This window comes from Psychrobacter sp. L7 (assembly GCF_002810365.1).
In the GTDB taxonomy this organism is placed as follows: domain Bacteria; phylum Pseudomonadota; class Gammaproteobacteria; order Pseudomonadales; family Moraxellaceae; genus Psychrobacter; species Psychrobacter celer.
This window is the reverse complement of the sequence record NZ_NEXR01000006.1, coordinates 127,692-140,282: the sequence shown is the minus strand read 5'-3', so window position 1 is coordinate 140,282 and position 12,591 is coordinate 127,692. Positions and strand designations below refer to the sequence as shown.

At 46.5% G+C, this 12,591-nt stretch carries 11 protein-coding genes; 6 read left to right on the top strand and 5 right to left on the bottom strand.

Annotated elements, in window-relative coordinates; all coding sequences use genetic code 11:
• Positions 1-255: 255 nt before the first annotated feature.
• The 3 genes from CAP50_RS07990 to CAP50_RS07980 all read right to left on the bottom strand — a co-directional run bounded on the left by CAP50_RS07990 (position 256) and on the right by CAP50_RS07980 (position 2,370).
• Positions 256-585: a hypothetical protein gene (locus CAP50_RS07990; RefSeq protein WP_075100882.1), complete on the bottom strand. Its 330-nt coding sequence runs from the start codon at positions 583-585 to the stop codon at positions 256-258.
• Positions 586-877: 292 nt separating this feature from the next.
• The gene (locus tag CAP50_RS07985; RefSeq protein ID WP_075100881.1) at positions 878-1,249 is read right to left on the bottom strand and encodes an MliC family protein; all 372 of its coding nucleotides are present in this window, start codon (positions 1,247-1,249) and stop codon (positions 878-880) included.
• A 176-nt stretch (positions 1,250-1,425) separates the two neighbouring features.
• The gene (locus tag CAP50_RS07980; RefSeq protein WP_100749651.1) at positions 1,426-2,370 is read right to left on the bottom strand and encodes a DMT family transporter; all 945 of its coding nucleotides are present in this window, start codon (positions 2,368-2,370) and stop codon (positions 1,426-1,428) included.
• 76 nt (positions 2,371-2,446) lie between these two features.
• On the opposite strand from CAP50_RS07980, the gene CAP50_RS07975 reads away from it, so the two are divergent.
• Positions 2,447-3,130: a DUF421 domain-containing protein gene (locus CAP50_RS07975; protein ID WP_075100879.1), complete on the top strand. Its 684-nt coding sequence runs from the start codon at positions 2,447-2,449 to the stop codon at positions 3,128-3,130.
• Positions 3,131-3,175: 45 nt separating this feature from the next.
• Here the strand turns inward: CAP50_RS07975 and CAP50_RS07970 are convergent, their stop codons facing one another.
• Together CAP50_RS07970 and pnuC are read right to left on the bottom strand one after the other, a co-directional pair.
• Positions 3,176-3,775 carry an AAA family ATPase gene (locus tag CAP50_RS07970; RefSeq protein ID WP_100749650.1) on the bottom strand — a complete coding sequence of 200 codons (600 nt, stop codon included), beginning with the start codon at positions 3,773-3,775 and terminating at the stop codon, positions 3,176-3,178.
• Positions 3,726-4,469, bottom strand: a complete 744-nt coding sequence (gene pnuC / locus CAP50_RS07965; protein WP_100749649.1) for a nicotinamide riboside transporter PnuC — start codon at positions 4,467-4,469, stop codon at positions 3,726-3,728. Before pnuC ends, CAP50_RS07970 begins: the two co-directional genes overlap by 50 nt.
• Positions 4,470-4,754: 285 nt before the next feature.
• On the opposite strand from pnuC, the gene CAP50_RS07960 reads away from it, so the two are divergent.
• From CAP50_RS07960 to dnaX, 5 genes are all read left to right on the top strand, one after another.
• A complete protein-coding gene (locus CAP50_RS07960) occupies positions 4,755-5,900 on the top strand; it encodes a beta-ketoacyl-ACP synthase III (RefSeq protein ID WP_075100876.1) in 1,146 nt (381 codons plus the stop codon).
• A 270-nt stretch (positions 5,901-6,170) separates the two neighbouring features.
• On the top strand, positions 6,171-7,262 hold the full coding sequence (gene prfA, locus CAP50_RS07955) for a peptide chain release factor 1 (RefSeq protein WP_075100875.1): 1,092 nt from the start codon (positions 6,171-6,173) through the stop codon (positions 7,260-7,262).
• Between the two features lie 113 nt (positions 7,263-7,375).
• A complete protein-coding gene (lysS, locus tag CAP50_RS07950; protein WP_100749648.1) occupies positions 7,376-8,914 on the top strand; it encodes a lysine--tRNA ligase in 1,539 nt (512 codons plus the stop codon).
• Positions 8,915-9,078: 164 nt separating this feature from the next.
• Positions 9,079-10,353: a hypothetical protein gene (locus CAP50_RS07945; RefSeq protein WP_100749647.1), complete on the top strand. Its 1,275-nt coding sequence runs from the start codon at positions 9,079-9,081 to the stop codon at positions 10,351-10,353.
• Positions 10,354-10,422: 69 nt separating this feature from the next.
• Positions 10,423-12,402, top strand: coding sequence for a DNA polymerase III subunit gamma/tau (gene dnaX / locus CAP50_RS07940; protein WP_100749646.1), 1,980 nt, complete (start codon positions 10,423-10,425; stop codon positions 12,400-12,402).
• Positions 12,403-12,591: the final 189 nt, after the last annotated feature.

Below are 12,591 nucleotides of genomic sequence, written 5' to 3'. Positions count from 1 at the left end.
CTGACTCATATGTGAATCATCTCTTATTTTTATAAAAACAAATTGTATTTATAGCACATTTGAGAATCATCGTGGGCAACATTACAGAGTAGGCGTTTTATTCTCGGATTAATAATGAATATTTATTACATTATGCATAATTGAACAAAAATTTTTGGTTATCATTTATCTTGAGAGGTAAACTCGAGGGTTTTACGATGCAAGGTGATGGGTAGGTCGGCATGACATAACGGACATCCCCATCACTACGCTTGGCTAATGACCGATATTCTCTGTCAGTACGCCCATACTATGCAAAATAAAGGCAATGACTGCGAGTGCTACGATAAATGGGGTAAATATCCAAATCACAATATTGATCAGCAATGAAGGTAACAAACCATTAAACAGCTCAGTGTTTGGGGCAAAAAAATTCATCATCGCATCGACGGCCCGTTTGGCAATGGGAAAAAGTACGGTACTCAGGGCCAGTATATAGACATATTTACTAAAACTGGGATCACTTAGCAGTACCATAAAGTAAAAACTGACAAAAAAAGCAACGCCTAATGCCCAGCATTTGATAGTGTAGCTTAAATGAGTCATAGGAGCCTCCCATATATTCTGATGGATACGTAATAGACGCGTCGTAATATATTTATTAATTAGAATATATTATATGTTATATATCGAATATATAAGAGAAGTCAATCATTTTTTATCAAAAAGCACCGTAAAGCCACGTTTTTTTAGGGCGTGGATGTCAGGTATCAGTCATTGTCTCCCAACATTGGGATTGTCTTGATTGCGGTTGGTACAACAAAAAAGAGCCAGTAGCTTCACTACTGACTCTCATCATTCATAAGTGTATTAGCCAAACACTATTTTTAGTCAATACCTATAGTTGGCAGTTGACCTGATATTGTTGACCATTGTCTGAGGTGATGGTCATGATGCCAAAGTCTGCTTTGGTCTGCCAGTCATAGGTGGTCTTTGGGTTTACATTGTTTACGTAACGTGCGCCAGAGCCTGATACTGCTTGCTCTAGCGTGATTTTTGCGTCTTGTAGACCTACTTTTGGCAAGGTGAGGTTTAGATTGGCCGCTTGACCGTCCGCTGCATAAGTAGCAGTAACCATACCGTTATCTTCACAGGTGAATGACTGAACGACTGGCTTGGCAGCAGTGGTTGGGGCGGTAGTGGTCGGAGCGTTGGTCGCACAAGCGGCTAACAAAACGGCAAAAGGAGCAACAGCAAGTAACTTTTTCATAAACGATATTCCTCAAGTTGGTAAGTGAATGTGAGTTGTTATACTGAGCAATATGATACATGCTCAAATGTAATTTCGTGTTGTGGTTAGAGTTTACTAAGGTAATTGTTTCTGTCTTTTTCGTGATTTGCTAAGTCCTGATCGGTTAAGTGATTGAGCGATATTTGGTTTTTTGTTTACACTGTTTTTTTATTTAAGATAAACACCAGTACTGCCCCTAAGATGACTATACTGGCGATCAGAAAGTTGAGCGTCAGCTGCTCGGATAAAAACACCATGCCTAATATCGCCGCTAGGATAGGGGTGCAGAGCTGTACGACTGCGGCTTGGGAGTTTTTTAATAGTGGCATGGCCATATACCAGATACTATAGCCCAGCCCTGAGGCTAGCGCCCCTGACGCACAGGCCAATAAGACGCCTTCGATACTAATGTGATCGAGACGAATGTTTGGTATGCCAAAGGTGCTAAGGGCTGTCAGTGAGATGATAAAGAGGACTGGGACGGCCACCAAGCTTCTGATGAAGTTAAACCCTGTCGCGCGCAGCGGTGAGACGCAAGACTTGCCTCGTATGCTATATATGCCCCAAGCGCCGCCGCTGATGGCCATGAGTATCGCCGCGGTGGGTGAGGGCACGGTGGCTGATGGCAACATCAAGTAAACAAACCCCGCCACAGCGACAATAAACGCCAACCACTGCCAAGCGCTTAACTGCTCTTTTTGATAAATCCCCCAGCCAATCATCGTCAGCTGTACTGCCGAAAACAAAATCAGCGCGCCTGTGCCTGTATCTAATGCTGTATATGCAATCGAAAAACACAGCGCATAAACCACCAGGCTGATGCTACTTATCCAGCTACCTCTATCTTGTAAAATAGCGTCATCAGTCGCGGTATTTAGATGTAGATTTTTTTGACGTGACATTTGTTGACATGGTTTTTGCTGATGCAGCCAGTAGGTGTGCACCGACATCACCACCGCCAAGCTCATCGCGGCACTCAGCAGGCGAAGGGTGGTGAAACTCCAAGCATCGATATAGCCCTCCGCCAGCGCCATCCTACAAAATAAAGAGTTTGCGGCAAACGCAATTAACGCGACTATGGTATAAAACGTGGCTTTCAAAAATAATTCCTACAGTGATTGACGCAAGTTTTGCATAAAATAGAGCGTTATTAAAAATAACAACAAGGAACCATTTATGGATTGGGCGAGTATTTTTATTCATGATACCACGTGGGCATTTGTCCTAGAGATATTGGTACGTGTGACTGTGATGTTTGTACTGATTATTACGTTCTTGCGCTTTACGGGTAAGCGCGGCGTCCGTCAGTTGTCTATCTTTGAGCTGACTATCATTTTGTCATTAGGCTCTATCGCTGGCGACCCGATGTTTACTGAGGATTTACCGATCATCCAAGCGGTGCTGATTATGAGTACCGTCATCTTGCTGTATCGCTTGTGTACGTGGGCGATGATGAAGTTTCAGCCGTTTGAAAATTTGCTAGAAGGAAAATCGCTGTATATCGTAGAAGATGGGATGCTGGTGCTCGATAAAATCAAAAAAGGCAAGATGTCGCACGATGAGTTTTTTGCTGAGATGCGTCAGCAGGGCGTGGAGCATCTGGGGCAAGTGCGTACCGGCCTGCTAGAAACCGATGGCAATTTTAGCGTCTTATTATACCCACCTGAGCAAACAGGCTACGGTATGCCGCTTTTTCCTAAGCAGTATCAGCCAGTTGAGCAGGTGGAGTCAGGCGTGCATTATGCTTGCATGTACTGCGGTTATATCGAGCATATCACAAACCCTGATCAAATATGCTCGCGCTGTCAGAACAACTGCAAAAACTGGGCAAAAGCGCTCAATAGCCAGATTGTCAGATAAGGAATACCAGTCATTGCTTTTATTAAAATAGCCTAAGCAAAAAAATTACACATAATCAAAATTGTTTAACCACTCTACTACCTGCATAACACGAGCTTGCCTATCACCACCAATACGTCTAAATGACTTGTGATAGATACTAAGCTGATCCGCAAAGTAGGCACTAATCTCTTCACGCTCATGCGGCGCATCGCGCAAGTCGTCGGCGACCCACGGCGTATCAACCTCAGTCAGTAGTATCAAGTCATAATGATGCGCCAGTGCCGCTTGAGTTAGGGCAAGAGGGCAGTCGCCATAGTACCAGTTTGAATAAACCATCAGCTCAAACAAGCTGGTATCACAGAACACATAACGCTGGCCGGCAGGTAGCTGTGCCGCTTGCATTGCGCGTTTGTTTTCTAACTCAATCTGACCTTGCGCGATAGGCAATAAATCCTCCCACGTACAGGTCAGCTGCTCGTTATCCCATTTGGCTTGTAGGTAAGTGCGCATATACTCTGGCACCCAAGGACTGGCAAAATGCGCCGCCAGATCTCGGCACAACGTGGTCTTGCCAGTGCTTTCAGCACCCAATACTGCGACATTGATGACGGATTTAGGCGTATGCTGTTTGAGGTTGTTTGCGATAGCGTTGTTGCCATTCATAATAAGCCCAGATTGCGATCAGAGTGAAGACTACGTATTGTAGTGCAGTAAAGGTGAGACCTTTATAAAAGTATAGCGGTACGGAGATGGCATCGGCGACGATCCACAATAGCCAGTGCTCAATTTTGCGCCGTGCCATCAGCCACATCGCCATCAAAAACAGCGCCGTGGTCAGCATGTCGGTGTAGTCGACCCACGTAAATAACTGTAGTCCCAGCACAGTACCCTCAAAGCTAAAGCCATTGTTTATCACGGGGCGAAAGTAATACACCAGTGCCACAAAGGCCATGGTGGCAGCGGCCAGACTCGCTAATATGGGCAAATCTTTTGCGCTTAGCCGCTCAACTTGAATGGCGCTCTCAGCCTCCTTGAGCGCGCGGTCTTGCTGGCTGGTAGGGTTGATATGGTCTGAAACGGTGTTGTTTGCTTTGTTTTTTGACCAATTAATCCAGCCGTATAGGCTCATTACGGTATAATAAGCATTGATAAACATATCGCCAAACAGCTGCCACTTCCATAGGAGGTAGACAAATATGGCGGTACTAATCAGGCCGATGGGGAAAACAAGGATGTTGGTTTTGCTGGCGAGCATGACGCTGGCTACGCCAAATACCACCGCAATCAGCTCTAAAGCGATAAATAGAGCGGAGTAGTCAGCGTATTGTCCAAACAACCAGTTAAAAATCTCTACCATTAGTATTCCTAAATATAAACGCTTTGACTGTTTGCGAGCGCTCAATAGTCGCATATCACGCCCTGAGCCTCGTAATTATAGCGTAGATGCCCACAAATAAAGGCCGTCTTTGCTTATTTTTCGTCACAAATGCATTATTTGTAACAAAGTATTAGAAAAATAATAATATTCAGGCATAATAAAGGCTCTGATTTTAAGTTTACAGTTATTCACCGAAATCAAAACATCCTTATTTTCACTTTTACGCTTATCCAAGCACTACCGCAGTAGACAAGGAAGCTTATTATGACGACTTGTATCACGGGCACCGGCCTATACGTTCCTCCTTATAGCATCAGCAATGAAGAGCTGGTGGCTTCATTTAACCAGTATGTCGAAAACTACAACAACGAGCATGCTGACGAGATCGCAGCAGAGACTGTGACCGCACTGCAGCCTTCCTCAGCTGCGTTTATCGAAAAAGTATCTGGCATCAAATCACGCTATGTCATGGAAAAAGACGGGATCTTAGATCCTGAAATCATGGCACCTGTGATTCCTTATCGTCAGCTTGGCGAAGAGCTATCAGTCATGGCTGAGATGGGCGCCGCCGCACTAAAAGACGCTTTAGCGGACGCAGGGTTAGAGCCTAACGACTTGGACGGTATCATCCTTGCTTGCTCAAACTTTCAGCGCACGTATCCGGCAGTCGCCATCGAGATTCAGAACGAAATCGGCATGGTAGGCGGTTTTGCTTACGATATGAACGTTGCTTGTAGTGCCGCGACGTTTGGGTTATCACAAGCCCACGGTTCTATCATCTCAGGTCTGGCCAAACGTGTGGCTGTGGTAAACGTCGAGATTACCTCAGCGCATTTAAACTGGCGCAACCGTGATAGTCATTTTATCTTTGGTGATGTGGCGACGGCGTCTATCGTCGAAGAGCTAGAGACGCCTAAAGGTTATGAGATTATCAACTCAAAACTGTTTACTCAGTTTTCGACCAACATCAAAAACGAGTACGGCTTTATGGATCGCTCCGAGTTTTTGGCAGCGCAGACTGAGATGTATCCTGATATCAAAGAGCCTGTCACGGATAAGCTGTTTTTACAAAACGGTCGTAAAGTGTTCCGTGAGGTCTGTCCAAAGGTATCAGAGATTATCACTGAGCACCTGCATGACAACGAGCTACAAGCAAGCGACATTAAGATGATGTGGCTGCACCAAGCCAATGCCAATATGCTAGATCTTATCTTGCGCACGGTAGTGGGGCGTGACGCGGACAAAGCCATTGTGCCAAGCGTCATCGATGAGTTTGCCAATACCAGCTCAGCCAGTCCGATGATTGTCTTCCATCGCTACAAAGACAAGCTGGCATCAGGTGATTTGGGTGTAATTTGCTCATTTGGCGCAGGTTACTCGATCGGATCGGTGCTGGTGCGCAAGGTATAGACGGCAGCGATACCGCTAGCACGGCGGCTGATAGTTGCTGTTACCTGTTGTTCACTACCGATAACAACAAAAAATAGCTAAGAGCAATCTTGGCTATTTTTTTATGTCAGTAGGATATGGTATCAAGCTGTTGATTTCTATCACTTCTGCTTGGCCGCACAAGCGATAATTTATGAGTATAATAGACAGGTTGCTGACAGGTTTTAATTTAAACGGAAAAATTTGCTATAATCACTCTCTTATTCCCCTCATTTGATTAAAAGTCCTTTTATGAAAGAATCCTTACGCCTGCGTTTAGACCAGATGGTAGACCGTTATGAAGAGGTCACCGCCTTATTATCCGATCCTAGTGTCATCAGTGACAATAATAAATTTCGTGAGCTGTCTGTTGAGCATAGTGACTTGATGGACATCACCACGTTATGGCAGAACTATGGGCGTGCAGAAACCGATCAAGCAGATGCTGAAGCGATGCTAGCTGACGCTACTGATCCTGACATGAAAGAGATGCTGATCGATGAGATCGACAGTGCTCGTGAAACCATCGCTGAGATGGAAGAAGCGCTCAACGTCATGATGCTGCCCAAAGACCCGAATGATAAGGTGCCAGCCTTTTTGGAGATTCGCGCTGGGACGGGCGGCGATGAAGCGGCGATTTTCTCTGGTGACTTGTTCCGTATGTACCAAAAGTATGCCCAAAATCAAGGCTGGACTGTTGAGGTGCTATCGGCAAATGAGGGCGAGCACGGCGGCTACAAAGAAATCATCACCCGTGTTTCAGGCACCGGCGTCTATGGGCGCCTAAAGTTTGAGTCAGGCGCGCATCGTGTCCAGCGTGTACCAGAAACAGAAAGCCAAGGCCGTGTCCACACCTCTGCGTGTACGGTGGCTGTCATGCCAGAAGTTGAGATTGATGATACAGTAGATATCAATCCTGCTGATATCAAGATGGACACGTATCGCTCAAGTGGCGCAGGTGGTCAGCACGTCAACACCACCGACTCAGCGGTGCGCTTAACGCACATACCGACAGGTGTGGTGGCAGAGTGTCAGCAAGAGCGTAGCCAGCACAAAAACCGCGCAAAAGCGATGCAAATGCTGATCTCACGTATTCAGCAGGCCAAAGTACAAGCACAGGTCGATACCGCAGATGAGATGCGTCGTGACCTCGTCGGTAGCGGCGATCGTAGTGAGCGTATCCGCACCTATAACTTCCCGCAAGGGCGTATGACCGACCACCGCATCAACCTAACTCTCTATAAGCTCGATTCCATCATGGAAGGCGATTTAGATGAGCTACTTGATGCGCTACTGCGTGAGCACCAAGCAGACTTGATGGCCAGTATCGGTGGCGGCGATTAATAGCCGCACGTCGCAAAGATTGATAAGTACCATCTAAACGGGCAGTGTTCTTAGCTGCCCTACTATTATTTTTATGTTTTTTATTTCATTACCTAATCATTTTGAGAATTATTATGTCAAAGCACAATAATCAAAGCCAAGAGCAAGCGCCCACATTAGAAGAATCCAATGAGCTGATTGCCCAACTGCAAGCCAAGCTAGACGCTATCACAGAGTCGGGCAAGCCGGCGTATCCAAACACCTTTAAACGCACAGATTACGCCAAGGATTTGCAAACCGCCTTCGAAGGTATTTCAAAACAAGAAATCGAAGACAACGTTGCAAAAGGCGAAAAAACTCAGGTCAATGTGGCAGGCCGCGTCATGTTGAACCGCGGCGCGTTTATTGTCATTCAAGATATGACGGGTCGTATTCAGCTATATGTCGCTCGTAAAGAGCTGGATCCAGAAACACTTGCCACCATCAAATCATTGGATTTGGGTGATATCGTTGGGGTGTCAGGCTATATCGGACGCTCGGGTAAAGGCGACTTATACGTCCATATCGAAGAGTTTACGTTATTGACCAAGTCGCTACGCCCGATGCCAAACAAATTCCATGGCCTCGCCGATGTAGAGGCGCGCTATCGCAATCGCCACCTTGACTTGATGACCAATGAGACCACACGTGATACCTTTATGGTTCGCAGTCAAGTGATCAGTGGTATTCGCAAGTTTATGCTGGGTGAGCGTTTTATGGAAGTAGAAACGCCGATGATGCATCCCATCCCAGGTGGCGCAGTGGCGCGTCCATTTGTAACGCATCATAACGCGCTAGATATGCCGTTATATTTACGCATTGCTCCTGAGCTTTATCTAAAGCGCTTAGTGGTCGGTGGTTTTGAGAAAGTGTTTGAGATCAACCGCAGCTTCCGTAATGAAGGGGTATCGACCCGTCATAACCCTGAATTCACCATGATTGAGTTTTATCAAGCCTATGCTGATTATCATGATTTGATGGATTTGACCGAGCGTTTATTTAACGAATTGGCGATGGATATCTTGGGTACCACAGAGCTTACTTATCAAGAAGAAGCCATCAGCCTAAAAGCGCCATTTGTGCGTCTGTCTATGTCTGATGCGATTGCCAAATACGCCGAAGACTTCGACATGTCACGCATCAATGACCGTGACTATCTGGCAGAGTATGTATCAACAACGCTCAAGCAACCAGTAAAAGACGTGTTTGGTGTGGGTAAACTACAAACCATTATCTTTGAAGAAACGGCCGAGCATCAGCTACGTCAGCCAACTTTCATCACTGAGTACCCAGCTGAGACCTCACCGCTGGCACGCCGCAGCGATGACAATCCAGAAATCACCGACCGCTTTGAGCTGTTCATCGGTGGCCGCGAATTGGCCAATGGTTTTAGTGAGCTTAACGACCCAGCAGACCAAGCAGAACGTTTCCACGGTCAGGTCGCCGAAAAAGACGCAGGCGATGATGAAGCCATGCATTTTGATGAAGAATACATCGAAGCCTTGTCTTATGGCTTGCCACCGACTGCCGGTGAGGGTATCGGTATCGACCGTTTGGTGATGCTGTTTACAGATTCGGCGAGTATTCGTGATGTGATCTTGTTTCCGCACATGCGTCGCAAGCTAGAAAGCTAGAAATATGCCGTGCGCTTAGCGGTTAAAAAACAAGCGAAAAGGGCTTTACTTGCCATCAATCTGTGCTGGTAAAATAAACATAAGCAGATTTTTCTGCTTTTGTAAGTTTTTCTGTCTTGAAGGAATAGGCTCAGAATTTTAGAGCGCACATTTATAGGGATATTATGGATACTCAGCAAGCTGCCTCTTCAATTTGGCAACAGATGGTTCAGCAAAGCTTTTTGTCATTGTATGAAGCTGCAAAGTATGAAACTGCAAACGATGACACACTTACCTCTGATCAGTTTCAGGGGTATGATTTTGTCTTTGAGTTCTCTGACGCGCGTATTTATCTGCTGGTCAATGATGTCATGAGGCAAGCAAGTCAGCATGACATCGATAGCAGCCAAGTTCGCGAGTGGCGAAAAGAAGTCGTCAATCAGCTGATCAAGCGTCATGCAGCGCTTTATCAAAAAAATGATAAATCGCTGACAAATAGCGATGCCCAGAGGGATAAAGCCGTTTACTTCATCGGTCTGACATCGCTTGCAGTCCAGCACCATGCTGGCCGTGCAGAGGCGCCGACTTATGCTATTGGCTATGAGTACGGCAGTCAGTTTTTTGCTGAAGACTGCGTGCTAGATTTGGATGATGAGCAAAGCGTCCTGCAGGTTTTTAGTTATCAAAACTTTATCGATATCTTGCGGCAACTGGTGACGCCAAGTGATTTGACCACTTTTTTAGACTTTCATCGTCGTCAGTTGACGAGTTTTGAATCCTTTCAAGATGAGTCAACGCTGCTGGCGCAGTTTTTGCAGTCGCCAGATTTTCATCAAAGAGCCATCGCTGTACAAGAGCAATTGGTCAAGTATGAGCTGATTGACCAGATTGAGCCGCGCTTACTTAAGGCCACGGAGCTTGGGCAGACGGATTTTGCGGCGGCCCTAATGGCAGAGATTCAAAAAAACACGGGCATGTGGTATAAGCTGTTTAATAGTTTGGTCAAAGACGCTTATGAGGCGCAGCGCCCGCTACCAAAAGCGCAGGTCGATACATTGGTTGATGAATCGATGTATACTTACGCGTGTTTGATAGAAAAAATCCTCGCTTATAGAACCATGGATCAAGACTCACGCTGGAATGGCTATGTCCGCCATGAGCACTCTTATAGGGTGTTTGGTCGTCATTATCTAATGGTGTTTTATGCCCAAGATCCTCATAGCTCGCTAAGCGCCGAGCAGGTGCGCGGCGCGCATCAAGATCTGCTGGCGGAGCTCAATGCACAAATGCAAACGCCTGTGATGCAGGATTTGTTTTTGATCGGTGTCGAGTTTAGGCCCTGCGAGGACAGCGTAAACACTGAGGTGCATTTGGATGCGTTTTATCAAAGTGGTGCGCTCATCGATGCAAACACTCAGCGTTTATACCAGCAGCTGGCACAGCTAAAAGCCCAGTTATAAATCAGGCGGGCTGTTGATCGCTGGGCGGACGCGCTATTTATCTTTGTATTATTCAAATTGGCATTTATTATGACGCAGCAATATCAAGTTTTAGCTCGCAAATATCGTCCAAAAAACTTTCACGAGTTGATTGGACAAACGCACGTCTCGCAAGCATTGATTAATGCGATAGATTATAACCGTCTGCATCACGCCTATCTGTTTACAGGGACGCGCGGGGTGGGTAAGACGACGATTGCGCGTATCTTATCAAAATGTCTGAACTGCGATACGGGTGTGACGAGCACGCCTTGCGGTGTGTGTGATAACTGTGTGGCCATCGATCAGGGACGTTTTATTGACCTGATTGAGATTGATGCGGCCTCTCGTACCAAAGTCGAAGACACCCGTGAGCTATTGGACAATGTCCCTTATGCGCCAAGCCAAGGGCGCTACAAAGTGTACTTGATTGATGAAGTGCACATGCTATCGACCCACAGTTTTAATGCCTTATTAAAAACACTAGAAGAGCCGCCCGAGCACATCAAGTTTTTGCTGGCGACCACTGATCCACAAAAACTGCCGATTACTATTATTTCTCGCTGCTTGCAGTTTGTACTGCGTCCCTTGCCGCAGACGCTACTTAGTGAGCATTTGGCAAACATCTTGACCAAAGAGCATGTGGCTTATACTCAGCCTGCGCTTTGGCAGTTGGCCAGTGCTGCCAAAGGCTCAGTGCGCGACGCTTTGTCACTGACCGATCAGGCCATCGCGTTTGGTCAAGGTGGCCTTGATGATGCGACTGTCAATGCCATGCTTGGGTTAATTGATTCAGCTGACTTGGTTCGTCTTATCACCGATATCTATAACCATGATAAGCCTGCTGTCGCTGCCCACATTGAGCAGATGCGCGCGCAGATGGTCGATGCAACCAGCATGTTTGATGGGCTCGCTGAGCTGTTGCATCAATTGGCTTTGACGCAGCTGTTGCCTCAAGTGGCACTCAACGTTAATGAAGTACAAGCGCAAGATATTCATACCCTAGCGCAGCATATCAGCCCCGATGTGCTGCAGCTGTATTATGAAATCGTTGTGCAAGCGCGTGAAGGGGTCAAGCTTGCCAGTACGCCCATGCAGGCGCTTGAGATGTGTCTACTGCGTCTATTGGCGTTTCGTCCGCTCGCAGCTGATGAGGTGCTGACAGAAACCCCTCCTACGCTGCCGCAGCCGCCTAGTGAGGTGAAAGATTCACCGACAGCTTCTACGGCTGAGTATAATGTTTCAGCAGTACTGCTACCAGATGACGATGTAGATTATCAACATAATCTTAGTCAGCAATTGCCGTCAGCTGCTTATGATCCTGAACCGATCGCAGAGCCTGAACCGATCGTAGAGCCTGAACCGATCGTAGAGCCTGAACCGATCGTAGAGCCTGAACCAATTGCAGAGCCTGAACCAATTGCAGAGCCTGAACCAATTGCAGAGCCTGAACCAATTGCAGAGCCTGAACCAATTGCAGAGCCTGAACCAATTGCAGAGCCTGAACCAATTGCAGAGCCTGAACCAATTGCAGAGCCTGAACCAATTGCAGAGCCTGGCGGAAATGATTCTCAATTGACTATGACGGCGGATGATCCTCGCACGTTATTGCGTTGCCCGCCACAGGAGCTGACTGGCGAGTGGACGCCAGACAAATGGGATTATTGGCTACAGACCGCTCGCGAGGCTGAGAGCTTGGCGCAAGACGAGCTAGCATTGGCGCGTCAGGGTATGATGACTGGGCTGTGTAATGGCAAATCGACCTTTGTGACCAGTGTGGACAGCCGCCATTTACAAGCCACCTTTCAACACTTAGCGGCAAAACTGCAACAGCAGTTTGAACAAGCCGAGATCGACCTAAAGATCGACAGCAGTGTCATGCAGGCTGAAGACAAAACCCCAGAGCGCCGTCAACAAAAGCGTATGGTGCAAGCCAAATCACTAGCAGAGACCAAATTGCTTAACACCCCTGTGATGCAGTACTTACTTGAGCGCGGCGAAGGTAAAATGGGTAAGGTTCAGCTATACTAAACAGTCAAATTTTTTTATATTAAAACCGATTAACAGTCCATATAGCTACTAGACACAATTGCTATCCAAAAATATCAAGGTGATGATTGCTATCGCCTTGATATTTTTGTTTTTATTAAGGGTGACGCGCCATTTTAGATAAAAAAGGATGGTATTTAATCACTGTAAGGCAAATTAAAATTCGTTATA